Origin of the sequence: Comamonas sp. MYb21, from assembly GCF_037479395.1 — a bacterium.
GTDB lineage: Bacteria > Pseudomonadota > Gammaproteobacteria > Burkholderiales > Burkholderiaceae_C > Comamonas.
Map to the genome: position 1 here is coordinate 64,911 of NZ_JBBGZC010000008.1, position 21,689 is coordinate 86,599.

Annotated in this window: 19 protein-coding genes; 4 read left to right on the forward strand and 15 right to left on the reverse strand. The window is 62.5% G+C overall.

The genetic code is table 11. The features are described 5' to 3' along the window. Window positions 1–38: 38 nt before the first annotated feature. From WH367_RS13030 to WH367_RS13060, 7 genes are all read right to left on the reverse strand, one after another. Window positions 39–2,003 carry an oleate hydratase gene (locus tag WH367_RS13030; protein ID WP_339536473.1) on the reverse strand — a complete coding sequence of 655 codons (1,965 nt, stop codon included), beginning with the start codon at window positions 2,001–2,003 and terminating at the stop codon, window positions 39–41. Between the two features lie 255 nt (window positions 2,004–2,258). After that, window positions 2,259–3,353, reverse strand: coding sequence for an enoyl-CoA hydratase/isomerase family protein (locus WH367_RS13035; RefSeq protein WP_339536474.1), 1,095 nt, complete (start codon window positions 3,351–3,353; stop codon window positions 2,259–2,261). 82 nt (window positions 3,354–3,435) lie between these two features. Then, window positions 3,436–4,464, reverse strand: coding sequence for an acyl-CoA dehydrogenase family protein (locus WH367_RS13040; protein WP_339536475.1), 1,029 nt, complete (start codon window positions 4,462–4,464; stop codon window positions 3,436–3,438). Window positions 4,465–4,477: 13 nt separating this feature from the next. Further along, on the reverse strand, window positions 4,478–5,635 hold the full coding sequence (locus tag WH367_RS13045; RefSeq protein WP_339536476.1) for an acyl-CoA dehydrogenase family protein: 1,158 nt from the start codon (window positions 5,633–5,635) through the stop codon (window positions 4,478–4,480). A gap of 15 nt (window positions 5,636–5,650) precedes the next feature. Next, complete coding sequence (locus WH367_RS13050) at window positions 5,651–6,628, reverse strand: Bug family tripartite tricarboxylate transporter substrate binding protein (RefSeq protein ID WP_339536477.1); 978 nt, start codon at window positions 6,626–6,628, stop codon at window positions 5,651–5,653. Window positions 6,629–6,678: 50 nt separating this feature from the next. Continuing rightward, window positions 6,679–7,116, reverse strand: a complete 438-nt coding sequence (locus WH367_RS13055; protein ID WP_407928857.1) for a MaoC family dehydratase — start codon at window positions 7,114–7,116, stop codon at window positions 6,679–6,681. An 87-nt stretch (window positions 7,117–7,203) separates the two neighbouring features. Further along, window positions 7,204–8,382: a CaiB/BaiF CoA transferase family protein gene (locus tag WH367_RS13060; protein WP_339536478.1), complete on the reverse strand. Its 1,179-nt coding sequence runs from the start codon at window positions 8,380–8,382 to the stop codon at window positions 7,204–7,206. Window positions 8,383–8,488: 106 nt separating this feature from the next. On the opposite strand from WH367_RS13060, the gene WH367_RS13065 reads away from it, so the two are divergent. Next, window positions 8,489–9,379, forward strand: a complete 891-nt coding sequence (locus WH367_RS13065; RefSeq protein ID WP_339536479.1) for a LysR family transcriptional regulator — start codon at window positions 8,489–8,491, stop codon at window positions 9,377–9,379. Between the two features lie 22 nt (window positions 9,380–9,401). Here the strand turns inward: WH367_RS13065 and WH367_RS13070 are convergent, their stop codons facing one another. The 8 genes from WH367_RS13070 to WH367_RS13105 all read right to left on the reverse strand — a co-directional run bounded on the left by WH367_RS13070 (window position 9,402) and on the right by WH367_RS13105 (window position 19,042). Further along, window positions 9,402–9,875, reverse strand: a complete 474-nt coding sequence (locus WH367_RS13070) for a hypothetical protein (RefSeq protein ID WP_339536480.1) — start codon at window positions 9,873–9,875, stop codon at window positions 9,402–9,404. Between the two features lie 351 nt (window positions 9,876–10,226). Then, window positions 10,227–12,056: a translational GTPase TypA gene (gene typA, locus WH367_RS13075; protein ID WP_021027860.1), complete on the reverse strand. Its 1,830-nt coding sequence runs from the start codon at window positions 12,054–12,056 to the stop codon at window positions 10,227–10,229. Next, entirely contained in the window at window positions 12,053–13,045 is a 993-nt protein-coding gene (truB, locus tag WH367_RS13080) for a tRNA pseudouridine(55) synthase TruB (RefSeq protein ID WP_339536481.1), read from the reverse strand. The genes typA and truB overlap by 4 nt, the downstream gene beginning before the upstream one ends. A gap of 4 nt (window positions 13,046–13,049) precedes the next feature. Beyond that, on the reverse strand, window positions 13,050–13,427 hold the full coding sequence (gene rbfA, locus WH367_RS13085; protein WP_021027862.1) for a 30S ribosome-binding factor RbfA: 378 nt from the start codon (window positions 13,425–13,427) through the stop codon (window positions 13,050–13,052). Window positions 13,428–13,433: 6 nt separating this feature from the next. After that, a complete protein-coding gene (gene infB / locus WH367_RS13090; protein ID WP_339536482.1) occupies window positions 13,434–16,295 on the reverse strand; it encodes a translation initiation factor IF-2 in 2,862 nt (953 codons plus the stop codon). Window positions 16,296–16,318: 23 nt separating this feature from the next. Then, on the reverse strand, window positions 16,319–17,803 hold the full coding sequence (gene nusA, locus WH367_RS13095; protein ID WP_021027864.1) for a transcription termination factor NusA: 1,485 nt from the start codon (window positions 17,801–17,803) through the stop codon (window positions 16,319–16,321). Window positions 17,804–17,872: 69 nt separating this feature from the next. Then, window positions 17,873–18,472 carry a ribosome maturation factor RimP gene (gene rimP, locus WH367_RS13100; protein ID WP_021027865.1) on the reverse strand — a complete coding sequence of 200 codons (600 nt, stop codon included), beginning with the start codon at window positions 18,470–18,472 and terminating at the stop codon, window positions 17,873–17,875. Window positions 18,473–18,667: 195 nt separating this feature from the next. Further along, a complete protein-coding gene (locus WH367_RS13105; protein ID WP_339536483.1) occupies window positions 18,668–19,042 on the reverse strand; it encodes a thioredoxin family protein in 375 nt (124 codons plus the stop codon). 187 nt (window positions 19,043–19,229) lie between these two features. On the opposite strand from WH367_RS13105, the gene WH367_RS13110 reads away from it, so the two are divergent. The 3 genes from WH367_RS13110 (at window position 19,230) to WH367_RS13120 (ending at window position 21,641) form a co-directional block, all read left to right on the forward strand. Next, window positions 19,230–20,195 (forward strand): DnaJ C-terminal domain-containing protein, encoded by a 966-nt coding sequence (locus WH367_RS13110; protein ID WP_339536484.1) that lies wholly within the window; start codon window positions 19,230–19,232, stop codon window positions 20,193–20,195. 2 nt (window positions 20,196–20,197) lie between these two features. Next, the gene (locus WH367_RS13115) at window positions 20,198–20,518 is read left to right on the forward strand and encodes a MerR family transcriptional regulator (protein WP_339536485.1); all 321 of its coding nucleotides are present in this window, start codon (window positions 20,198–20,200) and stop codon (window positions 20,516–20,518) included. A gap of 520 nt (window positions 20,519–21,038) precedes the next feature. Continuing rightward, window positions 21,039–21,641: a lipocalin family protein gene (locus WH367_RS13120; protein WP_021027869.1), complete on the forward strand. Its 603-nt coding sequence runs from the start codon at window positions 21,039–21,041 to the stop codon at window positions 21,639–21,641. The last annotated feature ends 48 nt before the right edge of the window (window positions 21,642–21,689 follow it).

The window sequence follows — 21,689 nt, forward strand, 5'->3', positions numbered from 1 at the left end:
CACCTCTTTGCGTTGGGGCGATCTGTCCAGCGTGCTGCTTATTTGGACTTGTCGCGCAGATTGCTGCTGTAGCGCTCCAGCCAGGCGGAGACCTTGCTCAAGGCCTGGCCGCCCTTACCCAGCAGCTGCGCCAGCTCCGATTCCGCGCGCTCGCGCAAGGTCTCCTCGTTCTCGGGCAGCGGCGGCAGGATGTGGGCGAAATAGGTCTTGCCCAGCACCCGGTGCAGCAAGCGCTCGCCCACAAAGGGCTGGTTGCCATTCAGCGCCCGCGCGCCCTTGATGATGTTGCGGATGTCGTACTGCGTGGGGCTGATGTCTGGCACCTGCTTGGGCAGGCCCAGCAAGCTGTAGACACCGATGCGCGCGGTGCGCACCGAGCTCTCCATCGTGAAGATGATGTCATTGCTGGTCTCGACAAACTGGCCGACCAAGGCCAGGTTGGTGCAGCCCTCGGGCACCACATGGGGCCGGTCGCCGGCAGCGCGGGGCATGAACTGCGCCGTGATGTAAGGCATCAAGGCCAGGCGCACCTTGGTATTGGCCGCCACCGCATCGATCTGGTCGGCAATGCCCAGGTGGTAGCACAGCTCGGCCAGAATCTCGCGGCCCGTGCATTCGGGCATGGTCTTGGCCACATGGTTGCCCTTTTTGTCCATCAGCAGCGCATACACCCACAGCACCAGCACATCGCCGGGCTGGTCGGGGAAGTGCGGCTGGCGGTTGCAGGTAAAGCTCATCACCCAGTTCGAATCGGTGAAGGTGATGATGCCGCCGGTCACCGTTTTGCCCGAGTACGGATCGTTGACCGACAGCTCCTTGAGCTTGTCGATCAGCGGCGAGGCTTTGCAGGTCAAGGTGGCCGACTCCCACATCGAGCCCTTCACATCGCCATAGAACTTCTCGGGCCGGCCAAACACCGGCGACTTGGCCGCCAGGCGCTTCCACAGGGTCCAGTCGCTGTCCTCGCCCGGCTCCTCATTACCGCGCGCCAATACCGGCGCGGTGTCCAGGTCGCCATAGGCGGTGCCCTCGGTCATCGAGCCAGTCAGCGCAAACACCACATCATGGGGACCGACGTCAATCTGAACCTCCTGGCCTGCGGATTTGCAGCGGATCGCGGTCACCGTGCGGCTGCCCGCATCGTCCTTCATGTCCAGGTCATAGGCACGGGTGTTGAACTGCACCTTCACGCCCTTGTCCTTGAGCATGCGCGTCAGCGGCACGACAAAGCTGTCGTACTGGTTGTACTTGGGAAACACCAGCGCCGACATATCGGTGAGGCCATCGATGGCGTCCAGGAAGCGGTGCATGTAGAGCTTCATCTCCAGCAGGCTTTGCCAGTTCTCGAACGCGAACATCGAGCGCCACAGGTACCAGAAATTGGTCTCCAGAAAACTGGCGCTGAAATAGGACTCGATGCTGATGTCGTCGAGCTCCTCCTTGCGCTTGAGCAGCAGCTTGACGATCTCCCACTGGTGCGCCTTGGTCAGACCCAGCGTCGAGAAATCGCGGATCTTGCCCTGCTGGTGCATCAGCCGGGCCTTGGACCAGTTGGGGTCGTTGTCGTTGACGAAGCGGTATTCGTCGAGCACGCTGTAGCCCTCGGGCAGCTCCAGCGCCGGCACATCCTGGAACAGGTCCCAGAAGTTGTCATAGTTCCAGTTCATCTCGCGGCCGCCGCGCACGATATAGCCTTGCTCGGCATTGCCCGCGCCATCGAGCGAGCCGCCAGTCACATCCAGCGTATCCAAGATGGTGATGTCTTCGCCCGCCATGCCGCCGTCGCGGATCATGTAGAAGGCGGCTGCCAGGCCGGCAATGCCGCTGCCGATGATCCAGGCCTTGCGCCCCACGACCGGCGCGCCCAGCACCGGCCGGTTGCGCATATAGGCGCCCATCATGTCCGGTGGTGGCAGGCTGTCTTGGGGGCCCTTGCGCCAAAAGCCTTCGCCGATATTGGCCTCCACGCGGATCGAGGAGGCCTGGGAGTCTGCATGCGTCATGGTCTTGCCTTTCATGGATACCTGAGGATCACATGCCAAGGTATAGCACACCGATTCGCCAGGCCCTTTGACAGTCGGCAAGGGCCTACGTATTCACGCACGCCCTCGTATGGCTCGCAAGCCCTGATGGCTTAGAGCTGCTAACACGACCCAGCAAACCGAAGGTTTGCGGTTGAGACTAGGCGTCAAGCCGCAGGCAGTACAGACGTACGACAAGGCTTGGCAACGACGTATCAAGGGTTGTGGTAGCGGCTCTTAGTTCAGCGCCAGCAGCGGGTGCGCCTCTACCGGCCAAGGACTGGCAAACATCTGCGCCACTTCCTGCAGGTCCACCTCTTCAATGCGGGCGGGGCTCCAGCGGGGATGGTGGTCCTTATCGACCGCCAGCGCGCGGATGCCTTCGAGCGTTTCGCTTTTGCGGTCTGGGCGCAAATAGAAGCAGTGGCGCACCAGGTCGCGCTCCATGCGCAGGTCTTCGGCCAGGCCCATGCCGCGTGCGCGGCGGATCTGCTCGAGCACGACAAACAGCATCAGCGGCGAGCGCTTGCGCAGGGTCTCGGCGGTGGTGCGGGCAAAGTCGCTGCTGCCGGCCTCCAGCGCCGCGATGATGGCCGGCACATCGGCCAGGCCAAAATACTGGGCGATCTCGGCATCGGGGTTGGCTGCGCGCTCAGGTAGAGGTGCCAGGGTAGCTTTGACAAAGGCTTCTACGGCCTGGCCGTTGGCAAAGCTGCCGCTGGCCAGCCCGTCCCACAGCGCCTGCTGCTGCGCGCTGTCCAGGTAGCCATCGGCCAGCTGGTAGGCCAGCGCATCGGCCGCGCCGATCATCTGGCCGGTCAGGCCCAGGTACTCGCCCACATGGCCAGGGCAGCGCGAGAGGAAGTAGCCGCCGCCCACATCGGGGAACAGGCCGATGGCGGTCTCGGGCATGGCCATCTTGGTGCGCTCGGTGACGATGCGCAGGCTTGCGCCCTGGCTGATGCCCATGCCGCCGCCCATCACGATGCCGTCCATGAACGCGATATAGGGCTTGCCAAAATGGTGGATCAGGTGGTTGAGCGCATATTCCTCGCTGAAGAAATCCTCCAGCTCGGGGTTGCCTGCCATGCCCGCTGCATGCAAAAAGCGGATATCGCCGCCAGCGCAGAAAGCGCCAAAGGCGCCCTCCTTGTTGCTGCCCCGGATCGCTACGGCCAGCACCTTCTCGTCCTGCTGCCAGCGCAGCAGCACATCGCGCAGCTCGCGCACCATCGCCAGCGACAAGGCGTTCAGCGCCTTGGGCCGGTTGAGCGTGATCAAGCCCAGCTGGCCACGCACTTCGCTTTGCACATCTTCGGTGTAGACCGACATAAGATTTGACTCCTTGTTCTTCTGAAAACAACCGCCACCATAGCCGAAAAACGGCGCGGGCTGCGGTCAATCAGGTGCCAAATCAGGCTACGGGCGTGCAGCTGTCGGTGATCTGGCGGATCACATCGAGCGCCATGCCATCGGCCGCCAACAATGCTTGGCCAGCCTGTAGCTGCCAATAGCTTTCGCTGCCAGCGGTCTGGCGCCACAGGTGCAGGCGGCGGGTGTAGAGCTGCAGGTCAAACTCGGTGGTAAAGCCAATCGCGCCGTGGATCGAATGCGCGAGCGATGCCACCTCCACCGCAGCCTCGCTGGTGCGCGCCTTGCCCACGGCCACCTTGAGCGGGTCTGCGGCCACGCCATCGGCCTCGCAGGCGATCTGCGCGGCCATGCGTGCGGCGCTCACATGCTCGGCCATCACCGCCAGCTCATGCTGGATCGCCTGGAACTTGCCAATCGGGCGGCCAAACTGCTGGCGCTCGTTGGCAAAGTTCAAGGTGCTCTCAAACACCGTCAGCAGGCTGCCCGCGAGCAAGGCCGACACCAGCCCGGCCTGTGCGACCAGCAAGGAGGCGGCAGCCGTCATGCGCGTGGCCGAGGCCAGCGCGGCTTCAGGCCAGTGCAGATCCGCATCGAGCACAAAAATGCTGGCACTGGCCTGCGCGGCGGCCGCCGGCAGCAACCACAGATCAGCGCCCTGCTGGCCCAGCACCCATGGCGCCACGCGGGCGCCGCGCACACCGCTGGCCCGCAGGCCACCTTCAGCCGCCGCCAGCGTTGGTGCCAAGGCGATAGCGCCCTGCGGCAGCGCCACACCGGCAGCTGCCAGCCAGGCCCGCGCCAGCATGGTCTCTGCCAGCGGCAGCGGCATCGCGTGCTGGCCCAGCAAGTCCCAGACGCCAAAGGCATCGCGCAAGGCCAGGCCTGCGCCGCCAGCCTCTTCGCTCAGCAGCAGGTCGGCAAAGCCGGTGTCTTCAATCTGCTGCCACAGCGCCGCAGCGGCGGGGCTCTGGCTGGCAGCCACTTCGCCCTCGATCGCGCGCACCACAGCGGGCGTGCATTGCCCGGTCAGCAAATCGCGCAGGGCCTCGGTAATCAAATGGTCCATCATTTTCTCCTTGCGCTCAACGCAGGCCCAGGCCGCGCGCAATCATGCCGCGCAATATGCTGCGGGTGCCGCCGCGCAGCGTGTAGCACGGCGATACCAGGGTGAGGTAGTTCAGGGTCAGCAGCAGCTCGTGCGGCACCGCTTCGCCCTCCAGCGCCATCAAGTCATCGGCAATCGCAGCCGGTATGAACTGCTCCAGCACCGTGCCCTGGTCCTTGACCAGGGCAGCCTCGACGATGGGGCTCTGGCCCTGCACCAGCTTTTCCTGCACCGCCACCGACAGCGCACGCAACGGTGCCAGACGCGCCAGGATCTGGCCGGCCAGCTTCAGCGATTCGGCCCGCGGCGCCGCTTGCGTGCGCAAAAAAGCCAGCCACTGGTCCAGCAGCACCACCGACGAAAACAGGCGCTCGGGGCCGCTGCGCTCAAAGGCCAGCTCGGCCGTCACCTGCTCCCAGCCCTGGCCTTCGGCGCCCACCAGCGCATCGGGGGCCAGCTGCACATTGTCAAAAAAGACCTCGCAGAAATGGCGGTCGCCCGACATGTCCTCGATGGGCCGCACCGTCACGCCCGGCAGGCTCAAATCCACGATCAGTTGCGACAGGCCCTTGTGCCGATCCGCCGCTTCGCCCGAGGTGCGAACCAGCGCAATCATGTACTGGCAGTGCTGGGCGTTGGTGGTCCAGATCTTCTGGCCATTGAGCAGCCAGCCGGCATCGTTGGGCACGGCGCGCGTGCGCACGCTGGCCAGGTCCGAGCCAGCATTGGGCTCACTCATGCCGATGCAGAAAAAGCTCTCACCGCGCGCCACCGGCGGCACATAGCGCTGCTTTTGCGCCTCGGTGCCGTACTTCAGGATCAAGGGCGCGCTCTGGCGCTCGGCAATCCAGTGCGAGCCGACCGGGGCGCCAAAATTGAGCAGCTCCTCGACCACCACATAGCGCGCAAACGCACCCTGCGCGTGGCCGCCATAGGCGGTGGGAAAGGTCATGCCCAGCCAGCCCTTCTCGCCCAGCTTGCGGCTGAAGGCCGGGTCGTAGCCGCTCCAGGATTTGGCGCGGATATGGGCGGGAATGTCTTTGACCGCCTCTTGCAAAAAGGCACGCACCTGGGCGCGCAGCGCTTCGCCTTCGGGCGGAATGCGCGTCAGCGCCAGTCCGTTCAAAATCGTCATCGTCTTCGCTTTCGTTCAATCCAGGGACACGCCCGTGCTCTTGACCACGCCGGCCCAGCGCTTGATCTCGCTCTGGATATAGTCGCCATAGGCCTGCGGGGTAGAACCCAGCGGCTCGGTGCCCTGCACGCGCAGCTTCTCCAGCACACCTGGGTCCTTCAGCGCCTTGAGCAGCTCTGCGTTCAGCCGCTGCACCACGGCATCGGGCGTCTTGGCTGGTACCATCACGCCCTGCCAGGCACCAGCCTCAAAGCCGGTCATGCCGCTTTCGGCCAGGGTGGGAGCGTTCGGAAAATTCGGAATGCGCTGGGCGGTGCTGACTGCCAGCAGCTTGAGCTTGCCGTCCTTGATGAAGGGCGCGACCGAGTTGATGGTGTCGGTCATGAACTCGATCTGGCCGGCCACCAGGTCCACATCGGCCGGGGCGCTGCCTTTGTAGGGCACATGGCTGGCGTCGATGCCATAGTGCTGCACCACCTGAAAGGCGGCCAGGTGGGTGACATTGCCATTACCGGCCGAGCCGTAGGAGAGCTTGCCCTTGTTGTCCTGCGCGTACTTCACCAGCTCTTGCACCGTGCTGACAGGCACCTTGGGGTTGACTACCAGGCCCAGCGGCACCACGGCCGTCAATGCGACCGGGCGCAGGTCCTTGGCCACGTCATAGCTGAGCTTTTTGTACAGCGAGGGGCTGAGCGCAATCGACGAGGTGTTGTAGAGCACCGTATAGCCATCGGCGGCGGCCTTGGCCACCAGCGCATTGCCAATATTGCCGTTGGCACCGGGCCGGTTGTCGACGATCACCGTCTGCCCCAGCTGCTGGCCCACCTGCTGGGCCAGCACGCGGGCCACCATATCGGTAGGCCCCCCAGGCGGGAACGGCACGACCAGGGTGATCGGCCGGCTGGGCCAGGGCTCCTGCGCCTGTGCGGCCCCACCAACAGCAACCATCGCCAGGGCCAGCAAGGCGGAACGACGTACCAAACCATATTGCATCTTTGTCTCCTGTATGTGTTTTTTCATCTGACGCGGGTTGCGGTGATCGCCTAGCGCCCAGCGAGCAGGCGCACGGCGGTGTAGACCATCACCTGCTCCTGGCGCTGGTTGTAGACCTCGATGCGCGAAGTCACCACCGCCCGGCCACCTTTGCTGGTCGGCTTGATATCGGTCACCTCCACCAGCGCCTCGATCGTGTCTCCGACCACCACCGGGCCCAGGATCTTCTGGTGCAACTCCAGCATCGCCAGGCCCGTGCCCTGGATCATGCTTTGCAGGATGAAGCCTTCGATCAAGGTGTAGGTGAGCGCACCGGGCACCGGGCGGCCCCGGATCGCGCCGCCGTCGTAGCCGTCTTCGATAAAGATGGCCTCGAGCATGCCGGTGGTGTTGATGAAATTGACCAGGTCGGTCTCGGTCACCGTGCGGCGAAAGGTGCGCAGCTGCTGGCCGACCTGCAGGTCCTGCCAGACAAAGCCCTGGCCCATGCGGGCAGTGCCTGCCAGCTTGGCTGCGCGGTTGTCGGTCGAAGAAATCCAGTTATGGGCGGTCATGGTGTTTTTACTTTCTGCATTTCATTCAGCCACCGAGGGCTGCAACGCCGCAATGCGGGCATCGTCCCAACCCGCTTCGCGCAGCAGCTGCTCGGTGTGCTCACCCAGGCGCGGCGGCATGCCGATGGGCGCCTGCGCGCCATCGATGCGCACGGAAGAGCGCGGAAAGCGAACGGTGCCCATGGCGGGGTCGTGCTGCTCGACAAAAAAGCCGGTGGCCTGGAGGTGCGGGTCGCGCGGCAGGTCGTCCATGCGGGCGACGGGGGCGGCGGGAATTTCCAGCTCCTCGCAGGTTTGCAGCCAGTAGGCGGTGTCCTTTTGCGCGACATAGCTGCTCATGGTCTCCAGCAGGGTCGCGATATGGCGGGTGCGCTGGGCCTGGGTGGCAAAGCGCTCGTCCTGCGCCAGCTCCGCCTGGCCCACGGCGGCAAAAAAGCGGCGCCAGTGGCCATCGGTGTAGGGCATCATGCAGACATGGCCGTCCAAGGTCTTGTAGGGCTTGCGCCAAGGCGCCATCACGCGCGGGTAGCCAGCGCCGCTGAGCGCGGGCTCAAAATGCATGCCGTAGAAATGCTCGACCAGGTTGAAGCCCACCATGGTCTCGTACATCGGCACCTCGACAAAGCTGCCCTCGCCCGTGCGCTCGCGCTGGAACAAGGCCGCCATCACCGCATGCGCTGCCACCAGGCCACAGGTCTTGTCGGCCGCAATCGTGGGCAGGTAGCGGGCCTCACCGGTCTGGCGCTCCATCAGGTCGGCCAGGCCGCTCATGCCCTGGATCACATCGTCATAGGCCGGCAGGCCGGCATAGGGGCCGTCCTCACCAAAGCCATGCAGGCCCACATAGACCAGGCGCGGGTACTGGGCGCGCAGCCGCACTGGGTCGAGCCCCAGCTTGGCGAGCTTTTGCGGCCGCATGCTGTGCATGAAGACATCGGCGGTCTTGAGCAGCGCATGCAGCGCTGCCTGGGCTTCGGGCGCCTTGAGGTCCAGCACCACGCTTTTCTTGCTGCGGTTGGAGCCCATGAACAGCGCCGACATACCGGCTTCGGCCGCCGGCCCGGTGTAGCGCGTGGAGTCGCCGCCAGGCGGCTCGATCTTGATCACCTCGGCGCCGTAATCGGCCAGCACCTGGCTGGCCAGCGGCCCGAAAATCACGCTGGAAAGGTCCAGCACCCGCAGGCCTGTCAATGCACTCAAGGCTTGTCTCCGTCGTTGTGGTGATAGCGATGAATGGCATTATTTGATATGTTTCACAGCTGTGTCTATGTCGCAATTGACAGGTACTGATACACAGGAGATATCAATGGACTTGCGCCAACTGCGCCACTTTGTCACCCTGGCGCAAACCCTGAACTACCGCCAGGCCGCCGAGCAGCTGCATATGTCGCAGCCGCCGCTGTCGCAGTCAATCCGCAAGCTCGAAGACGACCTGGGCGTGCAGCTGTTCGAGCGTGACCGGCGCGGCACCGTGCTGTCGGGCGCGGGCCGGGCTGCTTTGGAGAGCGCCAAGCTCGCGCTCTACCATGCGCGCCAGGTGCAGGCCGTGTCGCAGGCCACCGCTAGTGGCGAGCTGGGGCGCCTGCATATCGGCTTTATCGGCTCGGCCACGTTCTCGCTGATTCCGCAGCTGGTGCAGGCCTTTCGTGCCGCCCACCCTGCGATTGACCTGGTGCTGACCGAATCCACGACGCGCGAGATCTGCGCCCAGGTCGCCAGCGGCGATTTTGATGCCGGTCTGCTGCGCTACCCCGTCACGCAGGCCACCGAACTGTCCATCACCCCCGTCGAGCCCGACCGCCTGATTGCCGCCCTGCCCGCAGGCAACCCGCTGCAGATCAAGGACAGCCTGCGGCTGATCGACCTGGCCGACCAGCCCTTTGTGAACTACCGCCCCAGCGAGGTGCCGGGCCTGCATGCCCTCGTGGTGCTGGCTTGCCAGAACGCCGGCTTTATGCCGCAGATCAAGCAGCATGCCGTGCAGGCCCAGACCTTGGTGAGCCTGGTGGGCGCCGGCCTGGGCGTGGCCCTGGTGCCGGCCGTGGTCGCCAAGGCCGCGACACCCGGCGTCATCTTCCGCGAGCTGACCGACACCCAGCACCTGCCCCAGATCGGCATTGCGCTGGCCTTGAACCAGCGCCAGCCGGTGGCTACTGCCCAGCGTTTGAAGGAGCTGCTGCTGAGCTTGGGACAGTGATGAACATACGAGCTGAAGCCCTTTACTTCTTGACGCCATCCTTGGCCAGCATGACAAAGGCCTCGCCACCCTTGCGGTCGTGGTGGAACAGGAAGCTTGTGCCTTCAATGGTTCCCTGGGTTGGGATGCGTGTCGCCACCGTGGTGGTGGAATATTTCTGAATAACGGACAGCAGCTGTTTGCTCAGCGTTCTGTCGCGCTGCGAAGGCGTGGTTACAGCGCACTCTCGTCCCTCTTTGACCTGCACAGTCAGGCTCTTGTCGGGTTTAGACGCAAATGTGGCAAATCCCCCATCCATGACATCCTTGACGCCGAACTCGGCTGCTGCCTGGATCGAGCCCGCAAAGGACGGGGCCTGCTTGATGCAGACCTGTTCAAAGATCTGGATGGCCTGCACCAGATCCTGGGGCTTGGCATCGGTTGACGAAGTCGATGGGTTGCTGACACAGCCGGACAGCGACACTGCAGCTAACACTGCCAAATAATGGAACTTCAAAGCGAACTACTCCATGAAGAAATAACAAGGATGAACGGCAGACTTTGGCTACCGATGGATATCGATGGGGTCATCAAGCACGTGCGGTATAGATCGCACAAATGGCGCAAATCGGCCCGCATCGATTGCTCAAAAACAAAGACGAAGGCCGAAAATCGGCCTCGCAAATTGTTAATATTTATTAATTTATATTATTAAATTAATAGTTCAATTCTATCATTTGATGTTGGCAGCGCCATGCCGCGAGTGTCGTGTTCGCCACAGTTCGCCCGCCTACTTTCAGCAAGTCTAAGACGCAAAAAAGGCCGCAGATGCGGCCTTTGCTGGTGTTGGATCACGTCGCAACGCAGATTATGCGTTTTCGCGCGATGCGCGCTTGCGGTCGTGTTCCTTCAGGTGGCGCTTGCGCACGCGCAGGCTGGTGGGGGTGATTTCCAGCAGCTCGTCTTCTTCGATGAACTCCACGCCGTATTCCAGCGACAGCTCGATAGGAGGCGTGATCTTGATCGCGTCTTCCTTGCCGCTCACGCGGAAGTTGGTCAGCTGCTTGGTACGCGTGGCGTTCACCACCAGGTCGTTGTCACGGCTGTGGATACCGACGATCATGCCTTCGTACACAGGGTCGTTGGGCTTGACGAACATGCGGCCACGGTCGTCGAGCTTGCCCAGCGCGTAGGTGAAGATTTCACCGTCGTCCATCGAGATCAGCACACCGTTCTTGCGGCCGCCGATTTCGCCCTTGTGTGGCTCGTAGCTGTCGAAGATGTTGGCGATCAGGCCGGAACCACGGGTCAGGTTCAGGAATTCGTTGGTGAAGCCGATCAGGCCACGGGCCGGAATGCGGTATTCCAGACGGACGCGACCGCGGCCATCGGGTTCCATGTTCACCAGCTCGCCCTTGCGCTCGCCCAGGGCTTGCATCACGCCGCCTTGGTGGCCTTCTTCGATGTCAGCCGTCACCAGCTCGATAGGCTCGTTGCGCACGCCGTCGATCATTTGCATCACGACGCGTGGCTTGGACACGGCCAGCTCATACCCTTCGCGGCGCATTTCTTCGAGCAGAATGGTCAGGTGCAGTTCACCACGGCCAGCCACTTCAAAGATACCGTCTTCGTCGGTTTCCTTGACGCGCAGGGCCACGTTGGAGCGCAACTCCTTTTGCAGGCGGTCCCAGATCTGGCGGCTGGTCACGTACTTGCCTTCACGACCTGCCAGAGGCGAGGTGTTCACGCAGAAGTTCATGGTCAGCGTCGGCTCGTCAATCTTCAGCATCGGCAGAGGCTGTGGATTGGCCGGGTCGGTCACGGTCTCACCGATACCGATGTTTTCGATACCGCTGATCAGCACGATCTCGGAAGGACCGGCTTCGGTCGCTTGCACGCGGTCAATACCTTGGAAGGTGTGGACCTGGTTGATCTTGCCGGTGTAGCTCTTGCCGTCCAGGCCGGCCATCACGGCCACTTGCTGACCGGGCTTGAGCGTGCCCTGGGTGATACGGCCCACGCCGATACGGCCCACGAACGTGGAGTAGTCCAGTGCGGAGACTTGCATCTGCAGCGGTGCAGTCGCGTCGCCCTGCACAGCAGGCACGTGTTCCAGAATGGTTTCGAACAGGGCCGACATGTCGGGGCCCCATTGCGCGCCTGGCTCGCCTTCTTCCTTCGACGACCAGCCGTTGATGCCCGAGGCGTACACCACAGGGAAGTCCAGCTGTTCATCGGTCGCGCCCAGCTTGTCGAACAGGTCGAACGCAGCGTTCACGACCTTGTCGGGGTTGGCACCGGGCTTGTCGACCTTGTTCACCACCACGATAGGCTTCAGACCCAGGGCCAGTGCCTTCTTGGTCACGAAACGCGTTTGGGGCATGGGGCCTTCTTGCGCGTCGATCAGCAGCACCACACCGTCCACCATGGACAGCGCGCGTTCCACTTCACCACCGAAGTCCGCGTGACCAGGGGTGTCGAGAATGTTGATGTGGGTGTCGTTCCAAGACACGGCGCAGTTCTTGGCCAGAATGGTAATGCCGCGCTCACGTTCGATGGCGTGGTTGTCCATCACGGTGTCCACGACTTTTTCGTGTTCGGCGAAGGTACCAGACTGGCGCAGCAGCTGGTCCACCATGGTCGTCTTGCCATGGTCAACGTGGGCGATGATCGCAATATTGCGGATTTGTTTGCTCATGATGTTTCCAAAATGCCGCTGGCTTGTGGGCGCGGCGTTCCTTCCAAAATTTGTTGAATCTCGACGGGGCTTAAGAGGCGGTCGGGAATGAGCTCGCGCGCCCGGATGTGTGCCACACCCAAAAGCGCAGGAGGCTCTTCTCCGTAAACGGCCACTGCATCGGCATCGGCCCATTCACCCCGCCGGCGCAAGCCGGACAAAAATCTGCCTGCATTATCACCATCGAGCGTGACACGGGTGTGCGCTGCCAGCAACGTGTCGACAGGCAACACGGTGTGCAGGCGCTCCGCATCGGGCGTCGCTTCCAGGGTTTGCAGGCTGATACAGCGGGACAGGTCGATCCCACCGGTTTCTATGCGGCGCAGGCTGCGCAAATGCGCGCCATAGCCCAGCGCCTGGCCAATATCCTCGGCCAGCGTACGCACATAGGTGCCCTTGCTGCAGCGCACCGTCATCTTGAGCGCGACAAAGGCCTGCTCTTCTTGCACACGCGACAGCGTCAGATGCAAGATGGTGACAGCGCGCGGCTCACGCTCGAGCGTGATGCCGGCGCGGGCGTATTCGTAGAGGGCCTTGCCATCGCGCTTGAGCGCGCTGTACATCGGCGGCACCTGGCTGATGGGGCCGGTGAAGCGGGCCGCCACGGCGGCCAGTTTCTCGGGCGTCAGCGCGGGCGCATCCACCGCCCAGGTCTGCAGCAGCTCACCCTCGGCGTCGCCGGTGGTGGTGGTGGCACCCAGGTGTACCAGGGCCTCATAGGTCTTGGGGGCATCGAGCTGCAATTGGCTGAACTTGGTGGCCGCGCCAAAACACAGCGGCAGCACACCCGTGGCCAATGGGTCGAGCGTGCCGGTATGGCCCGCTTTTTCGGCGCGCAGCAGCCACTTCACTTTTTGCAAAGCGTCGTTGCTGGACAGGCCAATGGGTTTATCGAGCAGAAACACCCCGTGCACAGGGCGCCGCTGCACCCGTGTGCGAGAGGCATGCATGCGATCAGCCTTCCTCGGGTCCGCGCGATGCCACGGCCTTGGCGATCAAGGCATTCATGTCGGCGGCACGCTCGGTGGTGCGGTCGTAGATGAAGTGCAGGGTCGGCACGGTGTGGATATGCAGGCGCTTGAACAGGCCATTGCGCAAGAAGCCAGCTGCCTGGTTCAGTGCGTCCTGGGTCTGGTCGGGGTCACCGATCAGCAAGCTGAAATAGACCTTGGCGTGGGCATAGTCCGGCGTCACCTCAACGGCTTGCAGCGTCACCATGCCCACACGTGGGTCCTTCAACTCACGGGCGATCAGCTCCGACAGATCCCGCTGGATCTGGTCGGAGACTTTGAAGCTGCGATTGGGCGCAGCAGTTTTCTTGCGAGTTGCCATCGGAAATTACAGCGTACGAGCGATTTCCTTGATCTCAAAGACTTCCAACATATCACCTTCTTTGATGTCGTTGTAGTTCTTGAGCTTGATACCGCACTCGAAGCCTTCCTTGACTTCCTTGACGTCGTCCTTGAGGCGGCGCAGCGAGTCGATCTCACCGGTGTAGATGACCACGTTGTCGCGCAGCAGACGGAAGTGTGCATTGCGGGTAACGTGACCCTGGGTGATGTACGAACCAGCCACAGTGCCGATCTTGGAGGCCACGAACACGGTGCGGATCTCGGCCATACCGATGATCTCTTCGCGTTGCTCGGGAGCGAGCATGCCGGACATGGCCGCCTTCAACTCATCGACAGCGTCGTAAATGATGTTGTAGTAGCGGATATCGACATCGTTGCTCTCGGCGGTCTTGCGCGCTTGCGCATCGGCACGCACGTTGAAACCGATCACGATCGCCTTGGAGGCCAGCGCCAGATTCACATCCGACTCGCTGATACCGCCCACGCCGGTGTAGACCATCTGCACCTTGACCTCGTCGGTCGACAGCTTGAGCAAGGAGGCAGCCAGTGCTTCTTGCGAACCCTGGGTGTCGGCCTTGATGATGATCGGCAGCGATTGCACGTTGCCCGCACCCATTTCGGCGAACATGTTCTCCAGCTTGGCCGCTTGTTGCTTGGCCAGCTTGGTATTGCGGAACTTGCCAGCGCGGTAGGTCGCGATTTCACGGGCGCGGCGCTCATCGGGCAGCACCATGAAGTCGTCACCAGCTTGCGGCACATCCGACAGACCCTGGATTTCAACGGGCAGCGATGGACCGGCTTCCTTGGCAACCTTGCCGTCTTCGTCGACCATGGCACGCACGCGGCCATAGGTTTGACCGGCCAGCACGATATCGCCCACCTTCAAGGTACCGGACTGAATCAGCACCGTGGCCACCGGGCCGCGGCCCTTGTCCAGCTGGGCTTCGATCACCAGACCCTTGGCATTGGCTTCCACCGGTGCCTTGAGTTCCAGCACTTCGGCCTGCAGCAGCACTTGCTCGAGCAGCTCGTCAATGCCTTGGCCGGTCTTGGACGACACGGCCACGAAAGGCGAGTCACCACCGTACTCTTCGGGCACCACTTGCTCGACCACCAGCTCCTGCTTGACGCGCTCGGGGTTGGCATCGGGCTTGTCAGCCTTGGTGATGGCCACCACGATAGGAACACCAGCGGCCTTGGCGTGCTTGATCGCTTCCTTGGTCTGGGGCATCACGCCGTCGTCGGCAGCGGCCACCAGAATCACGATGTCGGTCGACTGTGCACCACGGGCACGCATGGCCGTGAAGGCCTCGTGACCAGGGGTGTCCAGGAAGGTGATCATGCCGCGTGGGGTTTCCACGTGGTAGGCACCGATGTGCTGCGTAATGCCGCCGGCTTCGCCCGCAGCGACCTTGCTGCGGCGGATGTAGTCCAGCAGCGAGGTCTTGCCGTGGTCGACGTGGCCCATCACGGTCACGACCGGCGCGCGTGGCAGCGCTTCGGATTCGGCCTGGGATTCTTCTTCGGCGGTGAACGCTTCCGGATCGTCCAGTGCGGCGATATGCGCCTTGTGGCCCATTTCTTCCACGACGATCATCGCGGTGTCCTGGTCCAGTGGCTGGTTGATGGTGACCATCTGGCCCATCTTCATCAGCGACTTGATCACCTCGGATGCCTTGATGGCCATCTTGTGGGCCAGCTCGGACACGGTGATGGTCTCGGGCACATAGACGTCGAGCACGCGTGCTTCCACCGGTGCCGCCGATTGGGCGCCACGGTGGTCGTTGCGGTCATTGCCGCGACGGCCGCCACGGGGGCCCGAGCGCCAGTTGTTGCCGCGACCGGCCACACCACCCGAGGAATCACCACGGGTCTTGAGTTCTTTCTTCTTGCCGTTGCTGTCGTTCTGGTTGCTCCAGCTCGAGGACAGCTTGGCCGACTTGACTTCCTTGTTGCCAGGCGCTGCGCCAGCGGCAGGCTTGGCCGCGCCAGTGCCGGTCGTGGCAGGCTTGTGCAAGGTGCCCTTCTTGGCATCAGCGGCCTTGACTTCCTTCTTCTCTTCCGAAGGCTTCTTGGCCACCAGCACCTTCTTGGGCGCGTTCATCATGGCGCGAATGGCTTCTGCCTCGGCCAGGGCCTTGCGGCGGCGCTCGTCCAGATCGACTGCGCGCGCGGTTTCCTCCGCCTCGCGGGCCTTGGATTCGTCTTCGGCCTTTTTCTTGGCTTCAGCCTGGGCTTCGTTGCGGGCAGCCAGCTCCTGGGCGTGGCGGCGCGCAGCTTCTTCCTGCTCGGCAGCTTCCTGGGCCTTGCGCTCTTGCGTCTTGGCCACGTAGGCAGCGGCGCGCTCTTCCGCCTCACGTTCCTTGCGCTCGCGCTCTTCACGCTCGGCGCGCTCGGCACGCTGCTGCACCAGATCGGCTTCCTGCTTGCCGATCAGGTCCACTTCGCGGCGGGCTTCCTCTTCGCGCTTGACCAGGTCAGCCTTGTGTTCGGCTTCCTTTTGCTTGGCTTCGGCGTGCTTGAGGGCTTCGTCGGAATCGGCGTCTGCCACCTCGTCACGCTTGACGAAGGTCCGCTTCTTGCGCACTTCCACCTGGATGGTGCGCGCCCGGCCCGTGGCGTCGGCTTGTTTGATCTCGCTGGTAGATTTCTTGGTCAATGTGATCTTCTTGCGGTCGGCAGCGCCGTGGGCGGCCTGCAGATGGGACAACAGCGCTTGTTTGTCCGTTTCAGTCAGTGCATCGGATGCATCGTGCTTGGACACGCCTGCGGCTTGCAGTTGTTCCAGCAATGTATCCGGTGATTTCTTGAGTTCAACAGCGAACTCGGCGACAGTATTACTCGACATATCTTGTTCCGTGCCTCCTGACCTTATTCCTGTCCATCAAACCAATGTTCGCGGGCCTTCATGATCAAGGCTTTTGCGTCATCGGCAGACTGTCCGGTCAGCTCGGTCAATTCATCAATGGCCAAATCGGCCAGGTCGTCACGCGTGTGGATTCCACCAGCTTCCAGCTGGGCTACCAACTCAGGCGTCATCCCTTCCAGATCACGCAACGCTTGGGAAACACGGGCAACACTCTCTTCGTGGACGATTTCCATCGTCAGCAGCGCATCCTTGGCGCGCGTGCGAAGCTCATTGACGGTCTCTTCGTCGAAGCTCTCGATTTCCAGCATTTCCTGCAGCGGCACATAGGCCACTTCTTCCAGGCTGGAGAAACCTTCTTCGATCAGGATGTCAGCGATTTCCTCATCCACATCCAGCTTTTCCATGAACAGCTTGCGGGAAGTGCTGGTTTCCTCTTCCTGCTTCTGGGCCGATTCGGCCGCGTCCATGATGTTGATCTTCCACCCCGTCAGATCGGAGGCAAGACGCACATTCTGACCACCACGGCCGATGGCGATCGCGAGGTTTTCCTCGTCCACCACCACATCCATGGCATGCTTTTCTTCGTCCACCACGATCGAGGACACATTGGCCGGAGCCAGCGCGCCGATCACGAACTGGGCCGGGTCCTCGGACCACAGCACGATGTCCACGCGCTCGCCGGCGAGCTCATTGGTCACCACGTTCACGCGGCTGCCGCGCACGCCAACGCAGGTGCCGATCGGGTCAATGCGCTTGTCGTGGCTGAGCACGGCGATCTTGGCGCGGCTGCCAGGGTCACGGGCGCAGCTCTTGATCTCCAGCAGGCCTTGCTCGATTTCGGGCACTTCGTTGCGGAACAGCTCGACCATGAACTCGGGCGCAGAGCGCGAGAGCAGGATCGGCGCGCCGCGCAGGGTCAGGTCCACGTCCATGATCATCGCGCGAACGCGGTCACCATTGCGCAGATTTTCCTTCGGAATCATTTCACCGCGCTTCAAGCGGCCTTCCACGCGGCCGGACTCGACAATGATGTCGCCCTTGTCCATGCGCTTGACGGTGCCGTTGAAGATCTTGTCGCCGCGTGCCATGAAGTCGTTGAGCAGCATCTCGCGCTCGGCGTCACGGATCTTTTGCAGGATCACCTGCTTGGCCGCCATGGCACCGATACGGCCGATAGGCACCGACTCGATCTGCTCTTCGATATAGTCGCCCACCTGCGCGTCTGCCTTGCGGTCAACGGCATCCATCAGCATTTCTTCGGCGTCAGGGTTTTGCAGGCCCGCATCATCGGGCACCACCAGCCAGCGGCGGAAGGTGTCGTAGTCGCCGGTATCGAGATCGATAGCCACACGCACATCCACTTCGCCGGGATACAGCTTCTTTGTAGCCTGGGCCAGGGCAGATTCCACAGCGCCGAACACCACATCGCGCTCTACGTTCTTTTCGCGCGCGATGGCATCCACCAGCATCAACAATTCGCGATTCATGCGACGACTCTCCTATTTCAATCTTTAACCAGAAGGCGGCATCATCAGCGCCACCATGTGCGGGGCCACTCAGGCCTGGGGTTCGTCGGCAGCACCTGCTGCCGCCCTGCCCTTGAAGCTCACGATGGGTGCCAGACGCGCTTCACGCAACTCATCGAGCGTAAAACCCAGGCTTTGCAGCGGTGCCGGTGGGCGCTTCTTGCTCACGCGGGCACCGGGCTTCACAGGCGGTGCATCGCTCCAGACGATCTGCCAGCCACCTGCCTCGGTACGCTCGAGCGTGCCCCGAAACTTCTTGCGATTGGCGCTGATGGTCGTGCCCTCGGCAGCTGCACCGATGGACTCCTTCAGCGTCAGGTCCACCACCGCGCCGGCAAAGCGGATGAAATCCTGCTCATGGCGCAATGGACGGTCAATACCGGGCGAGGACACTTCCAGGCGCTTGTATTCCACGCCATCGACTTCCAGTGCAAACTGCAGCTGGCGGGTGACCTTCTCGCAATCCTCCACCGTCACAAACTGCTCTGGCACGCCTTCCGGGCGGACTTCATCCGCATTCCAAGGCAGGTCGATGGTGATGCGCAAAAGGCCGCTGGCAGAGCGTTCGATCTCCACCAAGTCGTAGCCCAGGCCGCTCACCGTTTGTAGGGTGGTTTCTTGCAAGCTCACGTGTGCTATTTATCCCGCAAATACAAAAAACCCGAGAACCACGGAATGTTACACATTCCGCAGCATCGAGCTGAAAAACATGCGACCAAAAAAAATGGGCGGTTGGCACCGCCCAGTTGGTCGTGTAGACATCAATTATAGGGGCAAACCAGTATCGATGCAATGATGCGAAGTGGCTTTTAGGCGTGCGAACGACTAAGTCTGCGTATTGCGCGCCTGCACGATGGCCGCGGTGCGCTGCAGCAGCGCATGGGCTTCATCGCCGGGGGGCAAGGCCTGTGCGTCACCTTGCGAAAAACGCTCCAGCATGCGCTGCAGCACACCAGGCTGGGGCAGAACGGGGCCCAGGAACATGGCTTCGGTGCCGCGCCCCAGCAGCACCGTGGGGAAGGTGGTGATATCGAGCTCGCCCAGCGCCTCTTCCTCGTCCTCGACATCCAGCCAGACAAAGGCCATGCCGGGCAACTCCTTGGCCAGCGCATCAAAGGCAGGCTGGTACTGGCCACAGGTACCACACCACTGCGCGCACAAACACACCACCAGCCAGGGCGCCGTCGCAGCCTCGGTCATACACAACCCATCCCACACACAAAGGCGTATTTGTACCACCATTGCGGTATCCGAGGGCCCTGCTGCCTTTGAGAATACGCGCTTCTCTGACTTGAATCAGACCCAAAAGCAACTAAGTTCTAGGAAGTCATCAGCCATTGGGCAGTTGCCTGTACAACAGCAAACTGCCATATCTTCGGGAGCAGGCATGGATTCGAAAAACTACTACGACGTTCTGGGCGTGGACAAAAAGGCCGGCGCAGACGAGATCAAAAAAGCATTTCGCAAGCTCGCCCGCAAATACCACCCGGACCTGAGCAAGGAAAAAGACGCCGCCCAGCGCATGGCCGAGGTCAACGAGGCCAATGCGGTGCTGTCGGATGCGCAAAAGCGTGCCGAATACGACGCGATGCTCGACGCGCCGCGCGGCTTTGCAGCAGGCGCGGGCAACCCCTTCCGCAGCGCAGAGGGCTTTGACAGCGGCGATTACCAGTTTCGCCGCCAGAGCATGGGGGGCGATGCCGATTACAGCGACTTCTTTCGCCAGATGTTTGGCGACGCGGCACGCGCCCAGCGCGGTGGCCCTGGCAGCGGCGGGCCACGTGCGGCGATGCGGGGCGAAGACCAGCACGCCAGCATCGAGCTGGACCTGACCGACAGCTACCAGGGCAGCGAACGCATGCTGACCCTGCACGGCCAGGAAGTGACCGAGGATGGCGAAGTACGCAGCCAGGAGCGCCAGCTGCAAGTGAAGATCCCTGCCGGGGTGCGCGAGGGCCAGATGATTCGCCTGGCCGGCCAGGGCGGACCCGGCTACCAGGGTGGGCCCGCAGGCGATCTCTTGCTCGAAGTGCACTTTCGCCCCGACAAGCGTTGGCGTGCCGAAGGCAAGGATGTCTATATGCCGATGCCCGTCAGCCCCTGGGAAGCGGCTTTGGGTGGTAGCGCGGAGGTCAAGACGCCGGCCGGCACCTTGGAAGTGACGATTCCTGCGGGCTGGTCGGCCGGGCGCAAGCTGCGCATCAAGGGCAAGGGCCTGCCCGCTGCCACGCCAGGTGATCTGTACCTGGAGCTGCAACTGCACATACCACCGGCCACGACCGAGCAAGAGCGCGCTGCCTACGCGGCCTTTGCCCAGGCCTTTCCCCACTACCAGCCTCGCCAAGGAGTGTGACCATGCCCCACTACACGACCGTACACACCAGCAGCTTGCAGATCATTGACGACGACAGCCTCGATGCGGCCAGCCTGGCCCAGGCCTGCCAGCGCAACCTGGACTGGGTGCAGGCCCGCGTCGTCGATGGCGTGCTCACCCCCAGCACCGGCACACGCAACCCCGAAGCCGTCACCAGCTGGCGCTTCGCGGCCACCTGCATCGTGCGCGCGCGCCGTGTGGCGCTGCTGGAGCACACCTATGATGCCGACCCCCAGTTGGCCGCGCTGACCGTCGACCTGATGGAAGAGGTGCTGGAGCTGCGCCGCCGCTTGCAGCGCTGACAATCCCTTCAGACAGACGCAAAAAAGCCCGCTGATGCGGGCTCATCCTTACCGAAAAAGCACCATCCGCATGCCGCGCCTGATCGTGGCAAGCGCGGCATGCGGACGGGGCAAACCGGTAGGCGGTATTAACCGCCCTTGTGCGTACGCTTGCCTGGGTTCTTCTTGGAACGGGTAGCAGTGCCACGGGCACGGCTGACCTGTTGGCCGCGGCCAGCAGTAGGCAGGCTCTTGCCGTTAGGCAGGGCCGGTTGAGGGGTGAACTTGCGGTCAGCTTCCGTAACGATTTTGTTGCCCATCCTGGGACCTCGCGATAAACAAAACCGACATTAGGCCACAGATGCCAAGCGAGCAGATAAAAATACCTGCTAATTCCCGTGCCTTGGTGCGAAATTAGGCATGCAAACCGCAAAGCAACTGCGCAAATCAGGCGCTTTGCTTACATTTGGCCCGCGCTGGCAGCTTGTAAATTACGCCTATCTGGTTAGGATTCAGAAAACAAAACAAGGAATAATTTCTTATGCAAGAGCTCGATCATCAACAACGACCGCAACAGCGCTCTCTCTGGCTCCCCCTGGCAGCTGGCGTGGCCGCCTTGGCCGTTTACTGGTGGACCAGCAACAAATCCCGCAAAGTCGTGCCGGTCGACCTGATTGAGCCCGTCGCCGACTTTGACGCAGAACGCTTTGTTGGCGACTGGTACGAGATCGCCCGCATTGAGCGCGGCCTGGGCAAGCCGCTGACGCGCTCACGCGTCGAGTACGAGCTGCTGAGTGACGGCAGCCTGGGCATCACGACCCGGGGTTTCCATGCCGGCACCCACCGCTGGGTCGAGGGCCATGGCATTGCCCGCTTTGTCGGCGCGCCCAACTTTGGCGCGATGAAGGCCTCGTTCATGGGTCCCTTCCACGAGGGCTACCATGTCGTCGCCATCGACCCCGATTACCGCTGGGCCATGCTGATGGGTGATACCACCGACTCGTTCAAGCTGCTCTCGCGCCAGCCCGTGCTCGATGGCAAGACCACCGACATGCTGGTGCACCAGGCGGCGCTGATGGGCGTGGAGACCTCGCGCATCCACTGGGTGATGCAAGACGGGATCAACCCCACGGGCCACTGGTAAGCCGCACCCCCGGCCCTTCAAACGCTGGAGAGGTATCCAAGCCTGCGC

What these genes read in the sequence shown, in the direction of transcription:
- WH367_RS13030 (WP_339536473.1), bottom strand. Translation starts at nt 2,003, where the DNA reads ATGACGCATGCAGACTCCCAGGCCTCCTCGATCCGCGTGGAGGCCAAT.
- WH367_RS13035 (WP_339536474.1), bottom strand. Translation starts at nt 3,353, where the DNA reads ATGTCGGTCTACACCGAAGATGTGCAAAGCGAAGTGCGTGGCCAGCTG.
- WH367_RS13040 (WP_339536475.1), bottom strand. Translation starts at nt 4,464, where the DNA reads ATGATGGACCATTTGATTACCGAGGCCCTGCGCGATTTGCTGACCGGG.
- WH367_RS13045 (WP_339536476.1), bottom strand. Translation starts at nt 5,635, where the DNA reads ATGACGATTTTGAACGGACTGGCGCTGACGCGCATTCCGCCCGAAGGC.
- WH367_RS13050 (WP_339536477.1), bottom strand. Translation starts at nt 6,628, where the DNA reads ATGCAATATGGTTTGGTACGTCGTTCCGCCTTGCTGGCCCTGGCGATG.
- WH367_RS13055 (WP_407928857.1), bottom strand. Translation starts at nt 7,116, where the DNA reads ATGGGCCAGGGCTTTGTCTGGCAGGACCTGCAGGTCGGCCAGCAGCTG.
- WH367_RS13065 (WP_339536479.1), top strand. Translation starts at nt 8,489, where the DNA reads ATGGACTTGCGCCAACTGCGCCACTTTGTCACCCTGGCGCAAACCCTG.
- typA (WP_021027860.1), bottom strand. Translation starts at nt 12,056, where the DNA reads ATGAGCAAACAAATCCGCAATATTGCGATCATCGCCCACGTTGACCAT.
- truB (WP_339536481.1), bottom strand. Translation starts at nt 13,045, where the DNA reads ATGCATGCCTCTCGCACACGGGTGCAGCGGCGCCCTGTGCACGGGGTG.
- rbfA (WP_021027862.1), bottom strand. Translation starts at nt 13,427, where the DNA reads ATGGCAACTCGCAAGAAAACTGCTGCGCCCAATCGCAGCTTCAAAGTC.
- infB (WP_339536482.1), bottom strand. Translation starts at nt 16,295, where the DNA reads ATGTCGAGTAATACTGTCGCCGAGTTCGCTGTTGAACTCAAGAAATCA.
- nusA (WP_021027864.1), bottom strand. Translation starts at nt 17,803, where the DNA reads ATGAATCGCGAATTGTTGATGCTGGTGGATGCCATCGCGCGCGAAAAG.
- WH367_RS13105 (WP_339536483.1), bottom strand. Translation starts at nt 19,042, where the DNA reads ATGACCGAGGCTGCGACGGCGCCCTGGCTGGTGGTGTGTTTGTGCGCG.
- WH367_RS13110 (WP_339536484.1), top strand. Translation starts at nt 19,230, where the DNA reads ATGGATTCGAAAAACTACTACGACGTTCTGGGCGTGGACAAAAAGGCC.
- WH367_RS13115 (WP_339536485.1), top strand. Translation starts at nt 20,198, where the DNA reads ATGCCCCACTACACGACCGTACACACCAGCAGCTTGCAGATCATTGAC.
- WH367_RS13120 (WP_021027869.1), top strand. Translation starts at nt 21,039, where the DNA reads ATGCAAGAGCTCGATCATCAACAACGACCGCAACAGCGCTCTCTCTGG.